21 protein-coding genes are annotated in these 23,975 nt (G+C 67.9%); 7 read left to right on the top strand and 14 right to left on the bottom strand.

Features of this window, described 5'->3' with window-relative positions; genetic code table 11:
• Positions 1 to 131: 131 nt before the first annotated feature.
• The 9 genes from FHS02_RS24125 to FHS02_RS24085 form a co-directional block, all read right to left on the bottom strand.
• Entirely contained in the window at positions 132 to 968 is an 837-nt protein-coding gene (locus tag FHS02_RS24125; protein WP_137316876.1) for an ABC transporter ATP-binding protein, read from the bottom strand.
• 55 nt (positions 969 to 1,023) lie between these two features.
• Positions 1,024 to 1,902 (bottom strand): ABC transporter permease, encoded by an 879-nt coding sequence (locus FHS02_RS24120; RefSeq protein WP_137316877.1) that lies wholly within the window; start codon positions 1,900 to 1,902, stop codon positions 1,024 to 1,026.
• Positions 1,899 to 2,831: an ABC transporter permease gene (locus tag FHS02_RS24115; RefSeq protein WP_137316878.1), complete on the bottom strand. Its 933-nt coding sequence runs from the start codon at positions 2,829 to 2,831 to the stop codon at positions 1,899 to 1,901. Before FHS02_RS24115 ends, FHS02_RS24120 begins: the two co-directional genes overlap by 4 nt.
• Before the next feature lie 227 nt (positions 2,832 to 3,058).
• Positions 3,059 to 4,210: an LLM class flavin-dependent oxidoreductase gene (locus FHS02_RS24110; protein ID WP_137316879.1), complete on the bottom strand. Its 1,152-nt coding sequence runs from the start codon at positions 4,208 to 4,210 to the stop codon at positions 3,059 to 3,061.
• A gap of 22 nt (positions 4,211 to 4,232) precedes the next feature.
• Positions 4,233 to 5,336, bottom strand: coding sequence for an LLM class flavin-dependent oxidoreductase (locus tag FHS02_RS24105; RefSeq protein ID WP_137316880.1), 1,104 nt, complete (start codon positions 5,334 to 5,336; stop codon positions 4,233 to 4,235).
• 9 nt (positions 5,337 to 5,345) lie between these two features.
• Positions 5,346 to 6,017 (bottom strand): class II aldolase/adducin family protein, encoded by a 672-nt coding sequence (locus FHS02_RS24100; RefSeq protein ID WP_137316881.1) that lies wholly within the window; start codon positions 6,015 to 6,017, stop codon positions 5,346 to 5,348.
• Positions 6,018 to 6,039: 22 nt separating this feature from the next.
• On the bottom strand, positions 6,040 to 7,134 hold the full coding sequence (locus FHS02_RS24095; RefSeq protein ID WP_175424938.1) for a PhnD/SsuA/transferrin family substrate-binding protein: 1,095 nt from the start codon (positions 7,132 to 7,134) through the stop codon (positions 6,040 to 6,042).
• A 10-nt stretch (positions 7,135 to 7,144) separates the two neighbouring features.
• Positions 7,145 to 8,251: an ABC transporter substrate-binding protein gene (locus FHS02_RS24090; RefSeq protein WP_137316883.1), complete on the bottom strand. Its 1,107-nt coding sequence runs from the start codon at positions 8,249 to 8,251 to the stop codon at positions 7,145 to 7,147.
• A gap of 21 nt (positions 8,252 to 8,272) precedes the next feature.
• A complete protein-coding gene (locus tag FHS02_RS24085; protein ID WP_175424939.1) occupies positions 8,273 to 10,642 on the bottom strand; it encodes a TonB-dependent receptor in 2,370 nt (789 codons plus the stop codon).
• 434 nt (positions 10,643 to 11,076) lie between these two features.
• Between FHS02_RS24085 and FHS02_RS24080 the strand changes: the two genes are divergently transcribed.
• Entirely contained in the window at positions 11,077 to 11,718 is a 642-nt protein-coding gene (locus FHS02_RS24080; protein ID WP_137316885.1) for a hydrolase, read from the top strand.
• Positions 11,719 to 11,726: 8 nt separating this feature from the next.
• On the opposite strand, the gene FHS02_RS24075 is transcribed toward FHS02_RS24080, so the two are convergent.
• From FHS02_RS24075 to FHS02_RS24065, 3 genes are all read right to left on the bottom strand, one after another.
• Entirely contained in the window at positions 11,727 to 12,599 is an 873-nt protein-coding gene (locus FHS02_RS24075; RefSeq protein WP_137316886.1) for a helix-turn-helix domain-containing protein, read from the bottom strand.
• A gap of 20 nt (positions 12,600 to 12,619) precedes the next feature.
• Positions 12,620 to 13,615, bottom strand: coding sequence for a zinc-dependent alcohol dehydrogenase family protein (locus FHS02_RS24070; protein WP_137316887.1), 996 nt, complete (start codon positions 13,613 to 13,615; stop codon positions 12,620 to 12,622).
• Between the two features lie 61 nt (positions 13,616 to 13,676).
• Positions 13,677 to 13,979 carry an ArsR/SmtB family transcription factor gene (locus FHS02_RS24065; protein WP_137316888.1) on the bottom strand — a complete coding sequence of 101 codons (303 nt, stop codon included), beginning with the start codon at positions 13,977 to 13,979 and terminating at the stop codon, positions 13,677 to 13,679.
• A 343-nt stretch (positions 13,980 to 14,322) separates the two neighbouring features.
• On the opposite strand from FHS02_RS24065, the gene FHS02_RS24060 reads away from it, so the two are divergent.
• Complete coding sequence (locus FHS02_RS24060; protein WP_137316889.1) at positions 14,323 to 15,690, top strand: glycoside hydrolase family 27 protein; 1,368 nt, start codon at positions 14,323 to 14,325, stop codon at positions 15,688 to 15,690.
• Here the strand turns inward: FHS02_RS24060 and FHS02_RS24055 are convergent, their stop codons facing one another.
• Entirely contained in the window at positions 15,691 to 16,665 is a 975-nt protein-coding gene (locus tag FHS02_RS24055) for a tripartite tricarboxylate transporter substrate binding protein (protein WP_137316890.1), read from the bottom strand. It lies immediately after the preceding gene.
• Between the two features lie 55 nt (positions 16,666 to 16,720).
• Positions 16,721 to 17,779 (bottom strand): porin, encoded by a 1,059-nt coding sequence (locus FHS02_RS24050; protein ID WP_137316891.1) that lies wholly within the window; start codon positions 17,777 to 17,779, stop codon positions 16,721 to 16,723.
• Positions 17,780 to 17,966: 187 nt separating this feature from the next.
• On the opposite strand from FHS02_RS24050, the gene FHS02_RS24045 reads away from it, so the two are divergent.
• From FHS02_RS24045 to FHS02_RS24025, 5 genes are all read left to right on the top strand, one after another.
• Positions 17,967 to 18,656 (top strand): response regulator, encoded by a 690-nt coding sequence (locus FHS02_RS24045; RefSeq protein ID WP_137316892.1) that lies wholly within the window; start codon positions 17,967 to 17,969, stop codon positions 18,654 to 18,656.
• 13 nt (positions 18,657 to 18,669) lie between these two features.
• Positions 18,670 to 20,118 (top strand): sensor histidine kinase, encoded by a 1,449-nt coding sequence (locus tag FHS02_RS24040; RefSeq protein WP_137316893.1) that lies wholly within the window; start codon positions 18,670 to 18,672, stop codon positions 20,116 to 20,118.
• Positions 20,119 to 20,364: 246 nt separating this feature from the next.
• Positions 20,365 to 21,840: a CitMHS family transporter gene (locus FHS02_RS24035; protein ID WP_137316894.1), complete on the top strand. Its 1,476-nt coding sequence runs from the start codon at positions 20,365 to 20,367 to the stop codon at positions 21,838 to 21,840.
• A 122-nt stretch (positions 21,841 to 21,962) separates the two neighbouring features.
• Positions 21,963 to 22,973, top strand: a complete 1,011-nt coding sequence (locus FHS02_RS24030) for a zinc-binding alcohol dehydrogenase family protein (RefSeq protein ID WP_137316895.1) — start codon at positions 21,963 to 21,965, stop codon at positions 22,971 to 22,973.
• 78 nt (positions 22,974 to 23,051) lie between these two features.
• Positions 23,052 to 23,966, top strand: a complete 915-nt coding sequence (locus FHS02_RS24025; protein WP_137316896.1) for a GntR family transcriptional regulator — start codon at positions 23,052 to 23,054, stop codon at positions 23,964 to 23,966.
• Positions 23,967 to 23,975 lie beyond the last annotated feature (9 nt).

Below are 23,975 nucleotides of genomic sequence, written 5' to 3'. Positions count from 1 at the left end.
CACTCCCGGCAAGCCTGCGCGCAGTTTATGTCCAGCGCGATGCAGGCGTTCGGAGGCCTGAAAAAAAAGCCCGCCTTGCGGCGGGCCGAAGCCATTATCCAGACGATAACGGAGAGAGTACCCGGTAATGCCTAGGCGAAATCCGCATGCAGCCCATCGCGGATCGCCACGAAGCCGGCCTGGCCGCGCTGGCGCGGGTGGGGCAGCGGCACAGGCTGGATGCGCCGCACCCGGCCGGGGCGCGCTTCCAGCACCACGATGCGGTCGGCCAGGTACACCGCCTCGTCGATATCGTGGGTGACCATCAGCATGGTGATGCCTTCGTCCTGCCACAGGCGGCGCAATTCCTGTTGCAGCCGCAGGCGGGTCAGCGCGTCGAGCGAACCCAGTGGTTCGTCCAGCAGCAGCACGTCGGGGCGACCGACCAGCGCGCGCGCGATCGCCGCGCGCTGCGACATGCCGCCGGACAGCTGGTGCGGGTAGGCGTCGGCAAAGCCGTCCAGGCCGACGCGGGCGATTTCCGCCGCCACGCGCTCGCGCCGCTCCTGTTCCGGCACGCTGGTGTTGGTGAAGCTGAGACCGACGTTCTGCTCCACCGTCAGCCAGGGAAACAGCCGGTGGTCCTGGAATACCAGTCCCCGTTGCAGGCCGGTGCCGGCGATGGGCACGCCGTCGTGCAGCAGGCGGCCCTGGTAGTCCGGATCGAGTCCGGCCAGCAGCCGCAGCAGCGTCGACTTGCCGCAGCCGGAACCGCCGACGATGGCGACGAATTCGCCCGGCTCGACGGTCAGCGAAATATCGTCCAGCACCAGCAGCGGGCCGCTTTTCAGTGCGAACGACTTGCTGACATGCTCGATGACGAGGCCGCCGGCACGCCGCCGTGCAGCCGGGAAGGGCACGCGGGGCGCGCGTTCGGTCGCGACGTCGGGTTCTATACCAGGCGCGGTATAAGCAAGCGGGGCATTCATGATCCGGTTCTCCTAGGAATTACGCTGACAGATGAATTACGCTGATAGATTAAGCTCACAGGCTGCTGCGGCCGCGTACCAGCAGGCCCGCCAGGCGTTTGAACAGCAGGTTCATCGTTTGCGCCAGCAGGGCCACGGCCAGCACGCCCAGCAGCACGAGGTCGGTGCGGCCGGCCAGTTCGGCGTTCACCAGCAGCGAGCCCATGCCGGGGCCGGCCGTGAACAGCAGCTCGCCGCCCAGGCAGGCCAGCCATGCGAAAGCCAGCGCATGGGTCACCCCGGTGAGGATCGCCGGCAGCGCCGCCGGCAGCAGCACGTGGCGGAAGGTCTGGCCGCGCGTCAGCGTCAGCATCCGGCCTACCTCCCGGTACGCCACGTCGACGCGCCGGATGCCGTCGCTGGTGTTGAGCACGGTCGGGTAGAACGCGGCGATCGATACCACCAGCAGCTTGGCGGGATCGCCGCTGCCGACCCACAGGCCCAGCAGCGGGACCAGGCCCATCAGCGGCACCTGGCGGATGCTGTGGAACAGCGGGCCGATCAGGCGATCGGCCACCGGCGATTGCGCCATCAGCGTGCCGACCGCGATGCCGAGGCCGCCACCGATGCACAGGCCCTGCAGCGTGCGCAGCAGGCTGGCGGCCAGGTGCGGCCAGATCGCGCCGAACGCCATGCCCAGCTCGGCCTCGTCGCCGGCCGCCGGGCCGAACCCGAGCAGCTCCTGCAGGCCGCGCCCCAGTTGTTCCAGCGGCACGAAGATGTAGGCCGCGTCCGCGCCCTGGCGCGACGCCCATTCCCACGCCAGCAGCAATGCCAGCGGCAGCAGCAGTCCCTGGGCCAGCGTGGCCGGCTTGCCTCCCTTGCGCCACAGCGCCGTGCGCGGCGCGAGTGCCGGACCTTGCCTGCCAGTATGGGGATCGATCGCGCTCGTCATCGGGCATCCTTTCCGTTGTCGCGCTGCCAGCGGCCCAGGTACGCCTCCAGCCAGCGCAGGCTGCGGTCGAGCGCGAAGCCGATCCCGCCGGTCAGCACCACGCCGACCATCACGACGTCGAGCCGGAACATCTGGCGCGCCATCTCCATCATCTGGCCCAGCCCGCTCTCCGCCGCCATCAGCTCGGCGCCTACCAGCACCATCCACGAGCGGCTGAGGGCGATGCGCATGCCGGTCAGGGCGGCCGGCATGATGGCCGGCAGCACCACGCGCCGCACCACCTGCCAGCGCGTGAAGCAATAGATGCGCGCCACTTCCAGGTAGCGCTGCGACAGGTTCGCCACGGCGTCGTAGCCGGCCAGCGCCACGATGAAGAAGGTGGACTTGACGACGATGAGCACCTTGAAGCTTTCGCCGATGCCGAACAGCAGGATGAACAGCGGAATCAGCGCGACCGAAGGAAGCTGGCGCAGGATCTCGAACGTGGGCCCTACCAGCGCCCGGCAGCGCGGCGACAGGCCCAGCGCCAGGCCGAAGCCGATGCCGGTGACGGCGCCGATCGCGAAGCCCCCCAGCAGGCGCAGCAGGCTGACTTCCAGGTGCATCGCCAGTTCGCCGCTGAGCGCCAGTTCCCAGGCGGTGCGCAGCACCCGCAGCGGCGAGACGAGGATCTGTTCGGGCGCCCAGCCCAGCGCGGTTGCCAGCGACCATACGGCGAGCAGCAGCAACGGCGACGTCCAGGCCGACCAGCGCCAGGCCAGCCAGCGCGCTACGGGACCGGCACGGTGCGTGTGCGCAGCCGCGGGAGCGCTGGCGCCGGCTTGCGAAGGCTGCGCTGTCTGCGCACGTGGCAATGGCGGGCGTTGCCGCGCCTGCCCTGGCTGGGGCCGGGCAGGGCGAAAGCGCGTTACGTCGAGTAAATCAAGCATGGTAATCCCGGCAAACAATCGATGGGCGGCGGTCACCGTGATGCCGCAAGCTGTGATGCTGCAAGCCCTGTGCCAGCCATTGCGCCGGCAAGGCCGCACCGTTCGGTGCACTTTCGGCGCGGCCGGGGCGGGCGCTGCTGCGCGGCCAACAGCGTACCGGCCGCACACTGTTGCGTAGCCAGCAGCCCGCAGCCCGCAGCCAGCACTCGGCGGCAATGCGTCCGCGCTCAGGCGGCGGCGCGCACCAGCGTCGGCGCGCTGCCGCGCACCAGCGGCAACACTTCCTCGCCGACGTGGAAGGCTTCCTCCAGCGCCGGCGTGCTCGACAGAACGAAGCCGTCCACGCCGAGGCGGATGAACTTGTCGATGCGCGCGGCCGCATCCTCGTAGCTGCCGACGAAGCCCAGCGGCGAACCCTGGCTGCCCAGCGTGCCGAAGCCGCCCCACAGGTCTTCCACGATCATGTCCTCGACAGTGGAATTGCGGGTCGCATCGATGCGCCACGAGCCGACGCCGTCGCCGCCGCGCTGCTGGCGGCGGCGTTCCTCGATGGCGTTCCAGTCGACGTTCTTCCACGCGCGCCGCACCACGTCCCACGCCTCTTCCTTCGTGCGGCGGGCGATGATATTGAAGCGCACCGCCGGCTTGACCGTGCGCCCATCCTTCGACGCCAGCTCGCGCACCCGTTCGAACTTGCGGACCAGGTTCGCTTCGGGTTCCAGGTGGCTCAGGTCGAAGTCGGCGTGCTTGCCCTGGGCCGCCAGTGCAACGTCGGACGAACCGACGAAATACAGTTCCGGGAAGACCTGGCCGGCCAGCGGGGCGGGCAGGAAGGCTTCGTCGAACTTGAAGAACTTGCCGTCGTAGGCGAACGGCTTGCCATCCCACACGCCCTTCAGCACGTCGAGGAATTCGGTGGTGCGGCGGTAGCGGTCGGCATGGGCGATGCGGTCGCCCCACCACAGCTGGCCAGGCCCGCCGCCGCCCGTGATGATGTTGAACAGCAGCCGCCCGCCGGACAGCCGCTGCAGGCTGGCCGATGCCTTGGCCGCGTACAGCGGATCGAACCAGCCCGGCTGGTAGGCGATCATGAAGCGCAGCGTCTTCGTATGCCGGGCGATCGACGAGGCGATCACCCACGGGTCTTCCGAATCGGGGAACGACGGAATCAGCGCGCCGTCGAAGCCGCTCAGCTCGGCCGCCCTGGCCACCTGCAGCAGGTAGTCGTGGTAGGTGCTGCCGGCCGACGGCTCGCCGCGTACCACGGTGGGTCCCAGGTTACCGTCCGCCAGCGCGCCCCAGGTGCCGCGCGTGTACAGCGGCGAGCCGAGGTCGCCCTTGCAGCCGTGGATCGGAATTCTCCAGTGAAACTGTGCCATCGTATTCTCCATGCAGTGCGGCTCAGGCCGCATTCAGTTGTTGTTCGCCATCGAGCAGGCGCAGGCGCGGCAGCAGGCGCTCGCCCAGGCGCACCGCCTCTTCCAGCGCGGGATGGGCATTGAAAACGAAACTGTCGATGCCGAGCGCGACATACTCGCGCACGCGCGCCACGATCTCGTCGTAGCTGCCGACCAGGCCGGCACCGGCGTGCGGGTCCGTCAGGCCGAAGCCGTTCCACAGGTTCGGCCCCGTGCGCAGCTGGTCGAACGGCGGCAGCGACTGTTCCGCCACGGCGGCGGCATCTTCCCAGCGCGTGCGCAGCGCCTGCCAGGCGGTATCGGCTTCGTCGCGGGCCAGCACGTCGGCCGCCAGCGCATAGCGCAGCTTGCGGCCGTGGCTTGCCGCCAGCGCATCCAGGCGGGCGATGCGCGGCACCAGTTCGGCGGGCGGCAGCAGCGGCAGGAAGTGGACGTCGGCGTGCCGCGCGCTCAGTTCCAGCGCCGCGTCGCTGTCGCCGCCGAGGTAGACCTCGGGGAAGGGCTGGCCTTGCAGCGCCGGGGCGAAGCCGCCGTTCTCGACCTCGAAATACTGGCCGTGGTAAGTGAAGGGCGGCTGGAACCAGAAGCCCTTGGCGACGTCGAGGAATTCGGCGGTGCGGGCCACCTGTTCCGCCTCGCTCCAGTGCCGCCCGTGCCATGGCCGCTGCCGTTGAGTGCCTTCCTTCTCCGGCTGAGTAACAAGGTGCCACGCCAGCCGGCCGCCGCTGAGGCGCTGGTAGCTGTTGGCGATCTTCGCCGCGTACACGGCCGACAGCAGCGGCGCATGCAGCTGCGGCGCGAACTTCAGGTGGCGCGCTTCGCGCACGAACGCGCCGGCGGTGACCAGCGGGTCTTCGCCATCGGCCGTCAGGCCGATCCACGCGCCGTCGAAACGGGCCAGTTCGGCGGCGCCGGCCACCGCGGCCAGGTAGTCGAAATAGGTGTAGCCGTCACGCGGCCTGCCGGTGCGGGCGTACGGGTGCGGCTCCTTGCGGCCGGCCGCGTAGTCGCCGCGGGTCCACAGTTCCGGGCTGATGGCGGCGCCGTCGCCATGCACGGGCAATTGCCAGAATACCTTGATCGTCATCGCCGCTCCTTACCCTTTGCGCTGGGCGATGAAGGCGTCCAGCGCGCCTTCCGGCAGGGGCCGGGCACCGCCGATCTGGGCGGCATACACATTGATCTCGGCCGCTTCCTCCAGGCTGTTGAGCAGGCGCGCCACGTCGCCGATGCTGCCCTTGCCCCAGGTGAACAAGCCGCGGTTGCGCAGCAGCGTGGCCGGCGCGTCCGGGTGCTCGCGCAGCGACTTGATGATCGGCTCGGGCGCATAGCGCGGCGCGAAGTCGGCCAGCGGGATTTCCTCGACGCCGGCGCGCTTGGCCACCGACCAGTAATTGATGCGGAACGGCTTGTGCGCAATCGCGTGCGCCGTCAGATACGGCGAGTGCGTGTGCAGGGCTGCCTGCAGGTCGGCGCGCTCGCGGAACAGCGCGGCGTACACGCCGATCACTTCCTGCAGGCCGCGATTGAGTTCGCCTTCGACCAGTTCGCCGTCGAAGGTCACCAGCGCGGCCTGTTTCGCATCGCCGATGACGAGGCGTTCGGTGCCCGGCGCGCGCACCGCGGCGTTGAACGCGCCCTTGCCGCGCGTCGACAGGGTGCCCCAGTCGCGCAGCAGGGCGTGGGCCTGCTGGATCTCGAACCGGGCGCGCACGCCGAAGTCGGACAGTTCGCGGACCGGCGCCACGGGGATGTTTGCATTGGTCATGTCATTTCCTTGGTGTGAGAAGTCAGGCCGCCGCGGTATGCGGCTTCCAGTAGTTGTCCAGCCCCAGGTCCTTCAATGCCAGCGGCACGAAGCGCGGATCGAACCAGGTCGCCAGGTCCAGCTTGCGGGCGATGATCTTTTGCTGGAGGGCGAAGTCCAGCGTGTGGCGGTAGTGCGTGTACACCACTTCATTGAACAGTGGAGAGAAGCGCTCCTTCCACGGATACTTGTCGTCCTCGTACGAGCGCCGCACCACGTTCATCGGCGTGCCGCCCGCGGTGGCCTGCAGCATCACCGCCTGCCGGTTGGCTTCCAGCGACGACCAGTGGCCGGCCTTGATATAGGCCGTGGCGACCAGCCGGGTAAGGTCGGGATACCGGTCGATGAAGCGCTTCGATCCCCACAGCTCGGTGCGGGTCTTCCAGTCCAGCGGCGCATCCTTCGTCGACCAGATGATGCGGCCCACGCCCTTGTCTTCCAGCAGGTAGGCGTCGGTCATCGTGAACAGCGCATCGACCTTGCCGCTGGCCAGCGCCGACATGCCGGTTTGCGGATTGATGTTGAACAGCCTGAAGTCGCGATAGGACAGGCGGCGCGCATCCATCAGGCGCAGCAGCGGCAGTTCCCAGGGCCGGCCGCGGTGCACGGCCAGCGACTTGCCTTTCAGGTCTTCGATGGTGCGCGCGGGCGAATTGCGCGGCACGACCAGGAAGCCGTCGCTCTGCCCGAGCCCGTTCGGCACGAGCAGCCGGGTTTCCACGCCGCCCGCGTTCAGGATCGCCGATGGCAGGTCGCCATAGCTGGCGAAATCGACGCTGCCGTTGGCGAAGCCTTCGTTGACCATCGGCCCGACGGCCGCATGCGAGGTGCCGAACCATTCCAGCGCGATGCCGCGCGCCTTCAGCTGCTGTTCCAGCCAGCCCTGCTCGGCGATCACGTAGGCCAGGCCGCTCAGGCGCAGCTTGCCTGCCGCGTACGAGGCGCCGCCGGCCAGCCGGATCGCCTTCGGCGGCGGTGCGCCGGTTGCCGCGTGGCCCGGGGCCAGCGCACCCGCCGCCGCGCCGGCGGCCAGCCATTGCAATGCCTGCCGCCTGGTAACAGTCGTCGTGCGTGTCATCGGCATCTCCTCATGCAGCCTGGCGCGTCGGTGTGGACAGTGCGGACAGCGCGGCCAGCGGCGCCGGGTCGATCCAGTCGGCGATGCTGAAGTCGTTCGCGATGAAGCCCCACTGCAGCAGGAAGTCCTTGAACAGCGTCAGCCCGCGCACCGACGTGTCGGACAGGTCCACGCCCAGGCTCTGGTGCACCGTGTCGCCATAGGCGCGCCGCACCCACGATTCGGTCCAGTTGGTCTCGCGGGCAATGCGGGTCAATGCAAGTGCCGGATTGGCGCGCGCCCAGGCATCGACATCGGCGACGCGCTGCAGGAAGCGCCCCACCAGTTCCGGATGCTGGCGCAGCGTGGCCGCATTGATGGTCAATGGGCGCGGCGTGCTGTTGTTCACGTGCACCCAGCGGTCGGGATGGAAGCCCAGGTCGGTCACCACGCGGGCACCCAGCAGGTGGGCCGTTTCGGCGCCGCGCACGTCCTTCACGTAGATGGCGTCCACGTCGCCGCGCACCAGCGCGCGGGCCACCGCCGTGTAGCTGTGGCCGCGGCCGCGGCGCACCTCGGTGTCGGGACCCGCGATTTCATCGTCATCGCCATCGCCCGCGCGCGCCTTGCGCCCGGTCGGCACGTCGATCCATTCGGCGTCGCCGTGGCCGAGGCCTTCCGTCTCTAGCGCCACCAGCAGGCCGCGCAGCGCCGAGGCACGCGCCACGTCGACGCTGTCGTCGCGGTCGACGCGCTTGGGCAGGCCCAGCTTGCGGCCCTTCAGGTCGCGCGCGCTGCGGATGCCCGATTCGGGCAGCGCCAGGATCGCCTGGTATTCGTCGATCCATGAAATGCCGATCACGCGTGTGTCCTGGCCCTTGGCACGGGCCCAGATCGGCGGCACGGCGCCGCCCAGCCGGAACGAATCGGGCAGCGTGTGCTCGAAATGCGAGTCCTGCTGGACCGGGTCGTCCGATTCCTGCAGCGACCTGACCGTGATGCCATCGGCCGCGAACTCCTGCTCGAACCAGCCCAGCTGCGCGGCGATGCCCAGCGGGGTCGGGATGCTGCAACGGGTGTACCAGATGCTGTCGGGGCCGGCGGCTGCGCCGCTGTTGGCGTTGGCGTTGGTGCTCATGGAGTGCTCCTCTGTAGGGAATCAGAATCGTGCGGTAAAGGTGGCGCCGTAGCTGCGCGGCAAGCCATACACCTGGCGGGTGGCGGTGTTGCCGGTGGCGCTGCCGGTGGCCAGGATCGCGTACACCTTGTCGGTTACGTTGCGCACCACGGCCGCCAGCTCGAAGCGGCCATCGGCGCTCTTGTAGACCAGGCGGGCGTTGCCGAGCGCGTAGGCGTCCTGCCACAAGGTCGGCTCGCTCTGGTCGACGGCATTGAAGAACTGGCGGGTGCGGTAGCTCCAGTCGGTACCGAGGGCGATCACGGCGCCGCTGTCCAGCGGGAAGCCGTATTCGCCGTCCAGCGTGCCGCTGAAACGGGGCGCGCGGCTGAAGCGGTTGCCGGTCGCGTCCAGCGTCTGGCCCGAGGCGGTGGACGCGTAGTTGGTATAGCGGGTGTCCAGGTAACCGAAACTGCCCGACAGGCGCGCGTTCGACGACGGCAGCCACGCCAGCTCGACTTCCACGCCGCGCGAGCGGCCGTCGGCGGCGTTCTCCTGCACCTGGCGCGTGCCGCTGGCGGAGGTCGTGCTCGGCAGCAGTACGGCTTCGATCTTGTTCTCGTACTTGTAGTGGAACACGGCCGTGTTGAACGTCAGGCGGCCATCGAGCCATTGCGTCTTCAGGCCCAGTTCCAGCGCATCGAGCGTTTCCGGATCGAGCCGCTTGATGGTGCGCGTGCTGGCCGTCGGCTGGTCGACCACGAAGCCGCCGGCCCGGAAGCCGTGCGACACCCGCGCGTAACTGTTGACGTTGCGGTCGAACTTGTACTGCGTGGTGAAGTCCCAGGTGGTGTTGCGCCAGGTGGCCGACTGGCTCGATGTCTGCAACGGGTTCAGGCCATTGGCCACCGCGCCCGGCAGGTAGTACGGCACCGCATCGTCGAACGTGGCCGAGTTGGCGGGGCCGCTGCCCGTGTTGGTGCTTTGCTGGAAGTCGAGCGTGTAGTCCTTGCGCTCGGAACTGCGGCGCAGCCCGCCGATCACGGTGAATTTGTCCGTCACGTCATAGTTAACGCTGCCGAACAGCGCGGCCGAACGGGTGTCCTGCCAGTAGTGTTCCTGGTTCCAGCTGCCGGCCGAGGAACCGCTGGCCGACGACTGGCTGGCATTGGCGATGCGGTTGTTGCGGGTGACGGAATTGTTGTCCAGCGCCTCGTCGAAATAATGCGCGCCAACGATCCAGCTGAGCGCTTCCGCCTTTGGCGACGCCAGCCGCAGTTCCTGGGTGACCTGCCTGCTGTCGGTGTACTGGTAGCCGGCGCTGGTCGGCAGCGCGAAGGTGGCCGTCGACAGGTTGAGGCGCTTGCCGGTGTCGCGCGAGGTGATCGACGTCAGCGAGTAACGTTGCAGCCCCGTGCCCAGCTCCCAGTTGACGGTGGCCGACACGCCGTTCGACTTGATTTCCTCGGTGCCGGTGCCGGCCGCCGAGATGGCGCCGGCGCCGCGCTGCGCGCCCAGGTAGAGGGGATTGACCACCACCTGGCGCGGGCCCTTCACAAAGAACGACGGATTGACGTCGCCGTCGGCCTTGCGGGTGCGTACGCTGAACAGCACATCGAGGTCGCTGTCGACCTTGAACAGCGCCTGGCCGCGCACGGCCGAATCGGACACCGCGCCGGTCTTCGTGCCGGTGACGATGTTGTCCACCCAGCCGTCGCGGTCCTCGTTGTACACGGAGAGGCGCAGTGCCAGCCTGTCGTCGATCGCCGCGCCGCCGATGGCGCCCTGGACGATTTTTTCGCCGAAGCTGCCGATGCCCGCCTTGGCGTAGCCGTCGGTGTCGAACGCGGGCTTGCGCGAGATGAAGTTGATCGCGCCGCCGGTCGTGTTCTTGCCCCACAGCGTGCCCTGCGGACCGCGCAGCACCTCGACGCGCTCCGTGTCGAACAGCGGGAAGGCCTGGATGTAGACGTTGTTCAGGAAGACGTCGTCGTTGTAGATGCCGATCGGGCTGACCGAGGATGCCGCCGTCTCGTTGGTGCCGATGCCGCGCAGGAACCAGCGGGGACGCGAGCGGCCGTCGGTGGCCGAGGCGGAGGCGTTGGGAATGAACTGGGTGATGTCGTTGGCGGTATGGATCTGGTCGGAGCGCAGCACGGCGTCGCCACTGAGCGCGGTGATGGCGACCGGCACATCCTGCAGGCGCTCGCTGCGGCGCTGGGCCGTCACGACCACGGCCGCCATCGCCGATGCCTGCGCGCCGCTGGTGGCGACATCGGCCGCGGCGGCGGCAGCAGCGGCCGCGGGAACGGCGGCGCTGGCTGCGCCAGTCAGTTCCTGCGCGTAAGCCTGCGGCACGACCAGGGCCGCCAGCGCCGCGCACAGGGCTTTCATCCGAAACGGGGTGCTCATTCCAATACTCTCCATGTAAGCCGATGCAAAAGACATTCATGGGGAATAAGGCAATTGGCGTGCCACGGCCTGGGGGGACCTTGGCAATGGCCCGTTTCGCCCGCCGTTACTGGGGAAACGCCAGGGCCGGCCGCGCCGGGGAAGGCGCCCCGGCGGCGGCCGGGGACTGTTCAGGAATCAGCAGATGCTGGCAATGCGATACCGGAGCCTGTTCGTTTGCCAGCAGATCGGCGCTGCCGGCATCGACTCGAAAGGGTGCCGTTCGGGCGGTTGCGCCACGACCTCGCGATCAAAACAGACTGTCCGGCGCAAGACGGGTCAGTGCCACGGGCGGCCCGCCATGACACCATCTTCGTGACGGACCGGCGGCGTTGCCGCCCCTTCCCGACTTTTCGCAACGGCGGATAAACGCCACATTCACCAAGGAGCCATCCATGTCCAAGACCGGTCTTCCCGCACTGCTTCGCCCCGAAGACAGCATCATCGTCCTGATCGACCACCAGCCATACCAGTTCGCCAACCTGCACAGCCACGAACCGACCATGATCGTCAATAACGTCGTCGGCCTGGCCAAGGCCGCGAAGGTATTCGGGGTCCCGACCATCCTCACCACGGTGATCGAAGACCGTGGCGGCAACCTGATCAAGGGGCTGCAGGACGTGTTCCCCGACCAGAAGCCGATCGACCGTACCTTCATCAATACCTGGCAGGACCCCAATGTCACCGACCTCGTGAAGGAGAGCGGCCGCAAACAGCTCATCCTGGCGGCGCTGTGGACCGAGATCTGCCTGGCCATGCCGGCGATCCAGGCGCTGGGCGAAGGCTACGACGTGTTCATCGTGACCGATGCGTCGGGCGGGGTGTCGGCCGAAGCGCACGACATGGCGGTGCGCCGGCTGGTGCAGGCGGGCGCCGTGCCGATGACCTGGATGGCGGTGATCTCCGAGTGGCAGCGCGACTGGGCACGGGTGGAATCGGCCAGCGAGCTCTCGACCGTCGTGCTGGAGCACGGCGGCGCGAGCGGCGTCGCGCTGGCGTGGGAACTGCAGCTGCTGCAATCGGCGGCCCGGGCCTGAGCAATGGGCTAGCCGAGGCGATCCCTGCGCCACGCCGACGGGGTCGCGCCCGTCAGCTTGCGAAAGGTCCGGCCGAAATGGACGGCGTCCGCGAAGCCGGTCGCCTCGGCCACGTCCTCGAGCGAACCGCAGGTGTCGAGCAACAGCACCTTGGCGCGCTCGATGCGCGCCTGCAGCTGCCATTTGTAAGGCGCCAGGCCGGTCGAGGCCTTGAAGGCCCGGTGATAATGGGACTGGGACAGGCCGGCCAGGTTCGCCAGCGTCGCCAGGTCCACCCTGGAAGGCAGGCTCGTTTCCAGGAAGCCCAGCGCATCGCGCAACTGCAATGGCGACAGTCTGGCCGGGCCCCTGGCGGGAGGACGGTTGCCGCGCAACAGCCGGATCGCGATCGAGGTCACCAGCGCGTCGCCGTACAGCTGCGCGGACGGATCAGGGTCGTGCACGGCGTCGGCAAGCAGGCCGATGAGTGCGCACAGGCCTTCGTCGGTGAACCGCAGCCGCGGCGTGCTGGCGAGATCGTGCCGTTCCTGTATCCCGCAGCGCTCGCCCAGCGCGCCGGTATCGAAGCACAGGTTGATGTCGCGCGCGTAGCGAACGTCGTCGCTGTATCCCCACAGTTCCATCCCCGCAGGCGTGAAGTGCATCTGGCGCGGCCGGTAGCCGATCGGGCAGGGCGCATCGCTGCGCAGGCGCGGTTCGCAGCGGCCCTCGCCCACTTCGTCCAGGATCATGCCCAGCCTTGACTGGTCGTCGTGCGCCAGCTGGTGCAGTACCCGGCCGGTGCCGATGAATTCGGTGATCACGACCGCGACGCCATTCCATGTACGGCCGGCGCTGGCTACATCGAGCAGGTTCTCCGGAAGCGCATTCTGCTTTGGCATGGCATTCTCCTGGACCGCGTTCATGACCGGGCCCGTGGATCGTCCTGGTTCGCCGGCGGAACGACGGCGATGGCGATTTTTCCACGCAAGCCATTATCGCGACTTTCGAGGCGGGCATGGGCAAGGGCGATGTCGGCCAGCGCGTAGACCGCGCCGACATGGGGGCGCAGCTGGCCCCGTTCCACCAGCGCGCTCAGTTCGTCGAGCTTGCCGCGATTCTGGCGTGTGAACACGAAGTGATAACTGGCGTTCTTGCCCCAGGCTTGAATCAGGTTCTGTGGCTTCGCGGTATCGACGATCGAGACGAGGCGGCCGAGCTGGGCCAGCGCGTCGGGAGAACGGGACAGGGTGTCTCCACCGATCGTGTCGAAGACCACGTCGACGCCTTGGCCAGCCGTTTCACGCATCACGGCGTCGACGTAATCTTCCTTCGTATAGTCGATGACGACATCGGCGCCCAGGCTGCGCACGAAGTCGAACTGCCCGGCACGCGCGGTCGTGAGCACCCGTGCACCGATGGCCTTTGCGAGCTGGATGGCCACATGGCCCACGCCACCCGCGCCGCCGTGCACCAGGATGCTTTCCCCGACGCGAAGCTGGGCACGCACGACCAGCGCCTCCCATGCCGTTCCGCCGACCAGGGTCAGGCTTGCAGCTTCCAGATGGCTCAGCGCGGCAGGTTTCTTGCCGATGATGTTTTCGGCGGCGACGTGGTACTCCGCATAGCTTCCCGGCCCATCGAAAATCTGCGGCGTGTACCAGACCTCGTCGCCGGGCACGAAGGCTGTCACCCCTGGTCCGACTTCCTCGACTACCCCGGACACGTCGTGTCCGGTAATGGCCGGGAGGGGCACATGGTCCTGGTAGTCCCCGCGGCGTACCTGATAGTCCAGCGGGTTGATGGACGTGGCGTGAACCCGGACGAGAACCTGTCCTGCTCCGGGAACCGGCCTGGGCACGTCACGCAGTACGAATGCATCCGGGCCGCCAAAACTGTCGAGTGTGATCGCTTTCATATTGACCTCATTTCGTTAAAAAGGGATATCGGGAAATTTCGATATAACAGGGCAAAAAAATTTACAGGTCTTTGCCGATGCGTTCGGCCAGGGCACTGATGGCTTCCTCGTTGCGCTTGTAGTACGTCCACTGGCCGACGCGTTGAACTTCGACCAGGCCGGCTCTTTGCAGCGTTGCCAGATAGCTTGAGACGGTCGACTGCGACAACCCGACACCTTCCTGGATACTGCTCACGCAGACGCCGACCGTATGAACGTCCCCCTCGTCCTGCGGCGGGAAGTTGTGCACGGGATCCTTCAGCCGTTTCAGGATGTCGAGACGGGTACGGTTCGAAAGCGCTTTGAAGATGTCGAGCAAGTCCATGAACCGAGTATATCGACATTTCGCGATATGTCAAGATAGGATGCGCCGGGCGGCAAGGGTGGCGGCATACGGGCGGCATGCGGGCGGCATGCGGGCGGCGGCGCCGGATGCTGTTTTCGGTATCGCAACCGCATTTATCGTGATCGCAGAAGCGGTCCCCGGCCGCCATTGCCGAGTTATCATCGTGCTCGCCCGATCCGGAGGAGACGCATGGCAGGCACCCGCAACGGTTCGCACGCGCGGCCGCCACACACTGGGTTGGACAACAAGAAAAGCGGAACCTGCCGCCAGGTGAGCCACTGGCGCGGCGGTCCATCCGATCCCCCATTCCAGGCAGCAGAGCATGAACCCACACCGCAGAAACCTTCTCACCGCATCCATTCTCACCGGCCTGGCCAGCGTGGCCCCGGCTGTCGCTGGCGCCGCGACGGCAAGCCCGGCGCGCAAGACAAGCAAGGAACTGGCCCCGACCCCGCCAATGGGCTGGAACAGCTGGAACTCGTTCGCCACCACGATCACCGAAGTGCAGGCGCTGGAAAACGCCCGCATCATGGCCGACAAACTGCTGCCGTCCGGGTATGACGTGTTCACCGTCGACATCCAGTGGTACGAGCCGAACGCCAACAGCTATGAATACCGCAAGGGCGCGGAACTGACGATGGATGCCAACGGCCGCCTGCTGCCGGCGCCGAACCGCTTTCCCACCGCGGCCAACGGCGGCGGCTTCAAGGCGCTGGCCGACCAGGTGCACAAGCTGGGCATGAAGTTCGGCATCCACGTGATGCGCGGCATTCCGCGCCAGGCGGTGCGCGCCAATACGCCGGTGCTGGGCACGCAGTACCGCGCGCAGGATATCGCGAATACCAATTCGATCTGCACGTGGAACCCCGACATGTACGGCGTGGACATGAGCAAGCCCGGTGCCCAGGCCTATTACGATTCGATCTTCGCGCTGTACGCGTCGTGGGGCGTGGACTTCGTCAAGATGGACGACATGTCGCGCCCGTACGACGCCAACTGGCCGGAAATCGAGGCGGCGCAAAAGGCGATCCGCAAGACCGGCCGGCCCATCGCACTGAGCCTGTCGCCCGGCGAAACGGACCTGAAGTGGGCGCTCCACGTGCCGAACTATGCGCAGATGTGGCGCATCTCCGACGATTTCTGGGACGAGTGGAAGCTGCTGCACGAGCAGTTCACGCGGCTGGAGAACTGGAACCCCTACATGGGTGCGAATTCGTGGCCCGATGCCGACATGCTGCCGCTGGGCCGCCTGGCGCTCGGCGAGCGCGACACGAAGTTCACGCCGGACGAACAGCGCACGCTGATGACGCTGTGGTCGATCGCCCGCTCGCCGCTGATCATGGGCGGCGACCTGCGCCACCTCGACGAGCGCACGCTGGCGCTGCTGACCAACCCGGAAGTACTGGCCGTGAACCAGCGCAGCACGGCGAACCGGCCGCACCGCGCCGATGCCGGCACGCGCATCTGGAGTGCCCAGCCGGCCGGCAAGGGCAATGTGTATTACCTGGCGCTGTTCAACACGGGCGACAGCGCCACGGAGCTGGCGTTCGACCTGTCGCGCCTGAACCTGGGCGGCCGGCAGGTGAAGTGCCGCGACCTGTGGGCGCGGCGCGACCTGGCACCCGTCAACGGCAGCGTCAGGCAGGCGCTGGCACCGCACGCGTCGGTGCTGCTGCAGCTGACCGCCTGACTACCGCTCGCGCACCAGCCCGAACTGCTGCGCCTGCCGGTTGTAGGTGGCGGCGGTGCGCTTGACGTAGGCAGTCAATGCCTCGCCGGTCAGCGTGAACGGATATAGTCCGGCTTGCGCGCGCATCTGCGCAAAGCCGGGTGCCGTTTCGATGCCGGCGAACGCCGCCACCCAGCGGCGGTAATCGGCCTCGGGCACGTCCGGCCCCATCCACACGCCGCGGATCACCGGCCAGACCACGTCGTAGCCCTGTTCGCGCGCCGTCGGCACATTGGCCAGCAGGCCGGGCAGGCGCCGTTCGGACAGTACCGCCAGCACCCGCACCTTGCCGGGTCCCGCGTTCAGCAGCGCTTCCGACGTATCGCCCGACACCGCCTGCACATGATTGGCCTGCATCGCCACGAATTGCTCGCCGCCGCCTTCCAGCGCCACGAAGCGCAGCTTGCGCGGCTCGATGCCGGCCAGCCGGGCCAGCAGCGCCATCTTGATCCAGTCCTGGCTGCCCACGGTGCCGGACATGCCGATCAGCACGCGGCGCGGATCGCTGCGCAAGGCGCCGATCAGGTCGCCCAGCGTGCGGTACGGCGAATCGGCGCGCACGGCGATCATGCCGTAGTCGGCGCCAAACGCCGCCACCCAGCGCACGTCGTCGACGTCGGCCTTGCCGAATTTGCCGAGGGCCAGGTTGAGGATCGAGCCGCTGGAAAAGGTGACCAGGGTGTCCGGCTCGGCGCGGCGCTGCGAGACCAGCGTGTGCCATGCCACCGCGCCGACGCCGCCCGGCAGGTAGCTGAGTTTCAATTGCGGCGCGGCGGGCGTCTGCTGCAGGGCTTGCCGGGCAAGCTTGCAGGTCAGGTCCATCGCGCCGCCCGGCTTGGACGGAATCAGGCATTCCGCTTCGGGCGGCAGGGCCCGGGCGGGCCCCAGGCAGAGCAGGGCCGCGCTCAGCGGCAGGAGGGAACGCAGGTGTTTCATCCGCCCATCATAGCGCGCCGCGCGAGCTTGCCCAGGATCGCCTTGGAATCGGCTTTTAGAAGCGGTGCTGGATGCCGGCGGTAATGCCGCTCTGCGTGGTGCCGGTGCCCGCGTCGTCGCGCGACAGTCCGACCAGCTGCCCCTCATCGGCCTTGGCATGCGCGGCCGACACGTACAGGGTGGTGCGCTTGGACAGCGCCAGCATGGCACGCGCCACGAACATCGTCGGGTCGGCATCCTGGCCGGCCGGCAGGTTGCGCGTGTCGATGTGGTAGGCGGCGCCCGTCAGCGTCACGTCGCCGATGACCCGGGTGATGCCGCCCCAGTACGTATTGCCGCGCAGGTCGGCCGTCGCGGCGTTCCCGGCACGCAGCTTGTACGCGCGCATGCCGGCCGTGTAGCGCCAGTCGCCCGTCGTGTAATCGGTGGCCAGGTGGCAGACATTGGTCCGGTCGCGCCGGATGGCCGGGGCGACCGTGCTGCCATTGACCTGCTCGCACGTCGCCATCAGGCCGAGCCCTTTGCCGAACCAGGAACCGCCCACCGCGATCTTGCGGCCTTCTTCGGCATTGCCGGCCCGCTCGCCCAGCCCGATCGAGGCGCCATAGGTAAAGCCGCCGGTCTTGCCCGTGTATTTGACCATGTTGTCGAACGACGTCGTCATGCCGTACTTCGACGGCCCGGTGGCGCCGCCGGTGGTGGCCCACGAGTAGTTGGGCGCGAAGCCCAGCGGATCGAACTTGATCACCAGGTCGTACGTGGTGGTGAAGGAACGGCCGATGATGAGCCGGCCGTACTTGCCGTCCAGGCCCACGTAGGCCTGGCGCTTGAACAGCGCGCCGTCGGCGGCGCCCGTGTCCATCAGGATGCCGCCTTCCAGGTTGTACACGGCTTTCAGGCCGCCGCCCAGGTCTTCGCTGCCGCGGATGCCCCAGCGCGAAGTATTCTTGCCGCCCGAGATCACGCGCGCCAGGCTGCCGCCGTCCTCGGCATGGTTGACGTACTCGACGCCGACGTCGAGCAGGCCGTAGAGCTCGACGCTGCTCTGGGCGGATGCGGAATGGCTGAGGGAAAGCGCCGCCAGGACGGCGAGCGCGAGGGCCTGTTGCTTCATGGTGTCTCCTGATCTGTCATGTTATGTGCCGCTGGTCCGCGGCTTTGGGACGGACTATAAGCGCGCCGAGCTTTCAGTTCGCTTTCAGCGCACGCAGCAGCCTGCCGTTGCAGTCGGGGTGTCCGACCCCAGGCGCTTCCGCGGCACGCTCTTTTCGCACCATGTGGTTTGCGCGTACACTGGCGCGATGAGAATCCTGTTAGTCGAAGACCATGTCGAGCTGTCGCACTGGGTATCGAAAGCCCTGCGCGACGCCAACCTCACCGTCGAGTGCGCGGCCACCGGCGCCGATGCCGACACGCTGCTGCATACCCAGGATTACGCGCTGGTGATCCTGGACCTGACGCTGCCGAGGATGGACGGGCTGGACGTGCTGCGCCGCCTGCGCGCCCGCGGCGGCAGCCGCGGTGGTACGCCTGTGCTGATCCTGACCGCCCGCGGCGGCCTGGAAGACCGCGTGCAGGGCCTGAACGAAGGCGCCGACGATTACCTGGCCAAGCCGTTCGAGCTGGCCGAACTGGAAGCGCGCGTGAAAGCGCTGCTGCGGCGGCGCAGCGGCAACGAGGCGCTGGTGCACCGCTGCGGCCAGCTCAGCTTCGATACCGTGTCGCGCATGTTTTCCTACTGCGGCGAGCCGCTGGGGCTGACGCCTCGCGAGCACGCCGTGCTGGAAGCGCTGATCGCACGGCCGGGCCGCGCGCTGTCGAAGGAAAAGCTGTTCCAGGAAGTGTTCGCGCTGGAAGACGACGTCAACCTCGACGCCATCGAACTGTATGTGCACCGCATCCGCAAGAAGCTGGAACGCCGCCCCGACGGCGGCGCATCCATCGTCACGCTGCGCGGCATCGGCTACCTGATGCAGGAACGCCCGGCCTGACGCCGGGGCCGCAATGCCCTGGCTTGCTTCGCTCGTGCGCCGCGCCCATGCCGCCAGCCCGCTGGGCAGCCTGCGCAACCAGCTGCTGCGCTGGCTGATCCTGCCGCTGGTGGCGCTCGTCGCGCTGAACGCGGTATCGGTGTACCGCGACGCGCTGGAAACCGCCGACATCGCCTACGACCGCTCGCTGCTGTCGTCCACGCGCGCGCTGGCCGAGCGGGTCGCGGTGCGCGGCGGCAAGGTGGTCGCCAACGTGCCGTATGTGGCACTGGACAGTTTCGAGACCGACACGCTGGGCCGCATCTACTACAAGGTCACGGGCCTGCACGGCGAAACCGTGTCCGGCTACGACGACCTGCCGGCGGTACCGGCAAGCGTGCCGCGCTCGGACCTGTATCCGGCCCTGGTGCGCTTCTACCACGCCGACTACAACGGCGAGCCGGTGCGCATCGCGGCACTGCTGCAGCCGGTCTACGACGAGTCGATGCGCGGCATCGCGCTGATCCAGGTCGGCGAAACCCTCGATGCGCGCCGCGCGCTGTCGCGGCGCATCCTGGTTAATACCCTGCTGCGCCAGGCGCTGCTGGTGCTGGCGGTGGCCACGCTGGTGTGGTTCGCCGTGCGCCTCGTGCTGCGGCCGCTGATGCGCCTGAAGAGCGAAGTCGAGACGCGCCCGCTGTCGGACCTGTCGAACATCGACCAGGCGCTGGTGCACCGCGAAGTGCGCCCGCTGGTGGCGGCCATGAACGGCACGATGGCGCGCATGCAGGACCTGATCGCCAGCCAGCGCCGCTTCATCGCCGACGCCTCGCACCAGCTGCGCACGCCGCTCGCGGTGCTCAAGACGCAGGCCGAGGTGGCGCTGCGCGAAGACGACCCGGCGGCAATGCGCGAGATCGTGCGCTCGATCGCCGGCACCACCGATTCCGCCATCCACCTGGCCAATCGGCTGCTCACGCTGGCGCGCATCGAACATGGTGGCGGCAGCGCGGCCGCCGGGCCGGTATCGCTGGCGGCGGTGGCGGCCCAGGTGGGCCTCGAGCTGGCCGTGCCGGCGGTGCAGAAAGGGATCGACCTGGCCCTGGAAGCGGAAGAGGGCGCCGATACCACGGTGCACGGCCAGGAGCTGATGCTGCATGAACTGGTCGCCAACCTGGTCGACAACGCGATCCGCTACACGCCGGCGGGCGGCAGCGTGCTGCTGCGGGTCGCGCGGCGCGACGGCGGCGTGCTGCTCGAAGTGGTGGACAGCGGTCCCGGCATCCCGCCCGAGGAGCACGACAAGGTGCTGATGCCGTTCTACCGCGCCCAGGCGACGCTGGAAGTCAATCCGGGCGGCACCGGCCTGGGGCTGGCCATCGTGCGCGACATTGCCGGCATGCATGGCGCCACCGTGGCGCTCGGGACGGGCGAGGGCGGCCGCGGCCTGAAGGTCGGCATCCTGTTCGGCGGTGGCCACTGAAAGCCAGTTGAAAGCAACGCAAGCTTATAGTCGGCACAAACGAGCAAAACAATACGCCGACAACGACTGGAGACACGATGGAAAACCCCCCGACCCCTTCGCGCGCGCCGTCCTGGCGCCGCCCAGCCCGGCGATTCGCCTGGAATCCCGAACATTGCGAGATAGCCGCCTGACCCGGCAGCCATCCGCAGCGCTTCCCGAAACAACTGCAAGAACGCAGGTGACACACCTGCAAGGAGACCGATTATGTTGACCACACTGGCCTATTCGATGGTCGTAGTGTTCATGTTCCTGATCATGACCAAGCGCCTGCCGGCGCTGGTCGCGCTGATCATCGTGCCGATCGCCTTCGGCATCATCGGCGGCTTCGGCCCCGAACTCGGGCCGATGATGCTCGACGGGATCAAGAAGCTGGCGCCGACCGGCGTCATGCTGATGTTCGCCATCCTGTACTTCGGCATCATGATCGACGCCGGCCTGTTCGATCCGGTGGTGCGCCGGATCCTCAAGATCGTCGACGGCGACCCGATGAAGATCGTGGTCGGCACGGCGGCGCTGGCGATGTTCATCTCGCTGGACGGCGACGGCGCCACCACCTACATGATCACCGTGTCGGCCATGCTGCCGCTGTACAAGCGCATGGGCATGAGCCGGCTGGTGCTGGCCTGCGTGATCATGCTGGCGGGCGGCGTGTTCAATATCCTGCCATGGGGCGGGCCGACCGCGCGGGCCGCGAGCGCGCTGGGCGTGGACGTCAGCGAGATCTTCGTGCCGATGATCCTGCCGATGGCCGTCACCGCGCTGTGGGTGCTGTTCGTGGCCTATATGCTCGGCATGAAGGAACGCAAGCGCATCGGCTTCGCCGCGCTGCCGGCCGGTGGCGCCGAGCGCAAGTCCGCTCCTGCGGCCGGCTTCCCGCAGCCTGCCCTGGCGGGGATGCCGCCGACCGCCGAACTGAATGCGATCGCCGACCAGTGGGTTGCCCATGGCGGCAGCGCTGAAGCGGCCGGCGCGCATGCCGCCGCCGCCGGTAGCGGAGCGTCCGGCCCGGCCGTTGCCACGCCGGAGATCACGCTGTCCGGCGCGGCCACCGCCCGGCCGAAACTGATCTGGATAAACTTCCTGCTGACGGCCGCCCTGATGGTGCTGCTGATCATGGGCGCGCTGCCGCTGCCGGCACTGTTCATGATCTTCTTCGCCATCGCGATCATGGTCAATTACCCGGGCCTGCAGGAGCAGAAGGAGCGCATCGCTTCCCATGCCAGCAACGCGGTGCCCGTGGTGTCGCTGATCTTCGCCGCCGGCATCTTCGTCGGCATCCTGCAAGGCACGAAAATGGTCGATGCCATCGCCAACAGCGTCATCGCCGGCGTGCCGGAATGGATGGGGCCTTACCTGGCCGTCGTCACGGGCATCCTCAGCATTCCGTTCACGTTCTTCATCTCGAACGACGCGTTTTATTTCGGCATCGTGCCGGTGCTGGCCAAGGCGGCCGAGATCTACGGCATCAGCGCCGCCGAGATCGGCCGCGCATCGATCGTCGGCCAGCCGGTCCACCTGCTCAGCCCGCTCGTGGCATCGACCTACCTGCTGGTCGGCATGTCCGAGGTGGAATTCGGCGACCACCAGCGCTACACGCTGCTCTGGTCGATCTCGGCAACGCTGGTGATGCTGGTCGCGGCGATCCTGTTCGGCGTGATCCCGCTGATGGGCAATGCCTGAGCTTTAAACACAGCCTTACCCTGTCCCCGGATTACCGCTCACCCCCTTGAGCGGTAATCCGGTAGATTTGTACGATATATATGAAGTACACTGGTGCCCACCATCCGAACTGAAAGGGCACCATGAAAGCGGTCGTTTGCGAATCCCCCGGCGAGCTGCGGCTGGTCGAGCGGCCCATGCCGCAGCCTGGCGCCGGCGATGTGCTGCTGCGCATCCGCCGCATCGGCCTGTGCGGCACCGACATGCACATCTTTCGCGGCACCCAGCCCTACCTGAGCTATCCGCGCGTGATGGGCCATGAACTGTCCGGCGAGGTGGTCACGGCGCCGGCGGGCAGCGGGCTGCAGCCGGGGGATGCGGTCTACGTGATGCCCTACCTGTCGTGCGGCCACTGCGTGGCCTGCCGCAAGGGCAGGACCAACTGCTGCACCCGTATCGAGGTGCTGGGCGTGCACCGCGATGGCGGCATGGCCGAGTACCTGGCGCTGCCGGCGCAATTCGTCTTCCGGACCGACGGCATTTCGCTGGACGATGCGGCGATGCTGGAATTCCTGGCCATCGGCGCCCACGCAGTACAGCGCGGCGCGGTGGAGGCCGGCCAGAACGTGCTGGTCGCCGGCGCCGGGCCGATCGGCGTCGCCGTGGCCCTGTTCGCCGGGCTGCGGGGCGCCACGGTCACCGTGCTTGATACGCGCGAAGACCGGCTCGCGTTCTGCCGCACCGCGCTGGACATCGAACGCACCGTCACGGTGGGGGAAGGCGACAAGGCCGCACTGGCCGCGCTGACCGATGGCGAATTCTTCGATGCCGTGTTCGACGCCACCGGCAATGTGCAGGCGATGGAACGCGGCCTGGAGTTCGTCGCGCACGGCGGCACCTACGTGCTGGTGTCGATCGTGCGCGACCGCATCTCGTTCGACGACCCGGAATTCCACAAGCGCGAGACGACACTGCTGGGCAGCCGCAACGCCACCGCCGGCGATTTCCGCACCGTGCTCGCGGCGATGAAGGCGGGACGGGTGCCGACGGCGCTGATGAACACGCACCGCGCCACGCTGGCCGGGTTCGTCGACGTGCTGCCGCGCTGGATGGACCCGGCGGCCGGCGTCATCAAGGCCATCGTCGAGGTGTGACGGTGGCAGCCAGGCGCGCAGGTAGAATGAACGATTACCGTTTACCTTGCGCCGCCAGCGCGGCCCGATGCACGCCCCATGTCCAAGCTGCCCACCACCTCGCGACGCTGTACCAACCTGCTGCTCGAGTACATCGACGAACACGTAGCGGTGGGCGAACCGTTGCCGACCGAGGTGAAGATGACGGAGCTGGGGCAGGGCAGCCGCACGGCGATCCGCAGCACGCTGGCCCACTTCATCGACCGGGGCCTGATCGCCAGCATGAAGGAGCGCCAGCTGCTGCGCAAGCCGCGCCCGGACGACTGGTTCGACGTCGCGGAACTGCACAGCGGCACCGAGCGGCTGCAGCAGGTGCTGATGGAACGCATCTACCAGCGCGACCTGCCGCCGGGCGCCGAGTTTTCCGAAGCGGAACTGGCCCGCGCGTCGGGCGTCAGCACGATCGCCGTGCGCGAGTTCCTGATCGGCTTTTCACGGCACGGCCTGATCGAGAAAAAGCCGCGCGGCGGCTGGCGCCTGTGCGCGTTCGATCCGTCGTTCGCGCAGGAGCTGGGCGAAGTGCGCGAGATGTTCGAGCTGAAGGCCATCGAGCGGGTGGCCGCGCTGCCGCCCGGCGACCCCGCCTTCGCGCGGCTGGCCGAGCTGCTGGCGCGGCACGAGGCGCTGGGCGCGGCCCCGGCGGCCAGCCATGCGGACTTCCCGGCGCTCGACCGCGAATTCCATACGTTTCTCATCGGCCTGCTGGGCAACCGCTTCGCGAACAGCCTGAACGACGCGGTCTCGCTGGTCTTCCACTATCACTACCAGTGGGACAAGCGCGACGAGCTGCCGCGCAACCAGTACGCGGTGCAGGAACACGTGGCGGTGCTGCGCGCGCTGGTGGCGCGCGACGTGCCGGCCGCGCTGGCGGCGATGCGCACGCACCTGCAATCGTCGCGCACCACCATGCTGCAGGCACTGCACAACCGGGAAAGGGCACTGCAGGCGGATTGACCGCCGGCC

This window comes from Pseudoduganella umbonata (genome assembly GCF_014192225.1).
GTDB classification, from domain to species: Bacteria; Pseudomonadota; Gammaproteobacteria; order Burkholderiales; family Burkholderiaceae_D; genus Rugamonas; species Rugamonas umbonata.
This window is presented reverse-complemented; position numbering and strand designations above follow the sequence as displayed.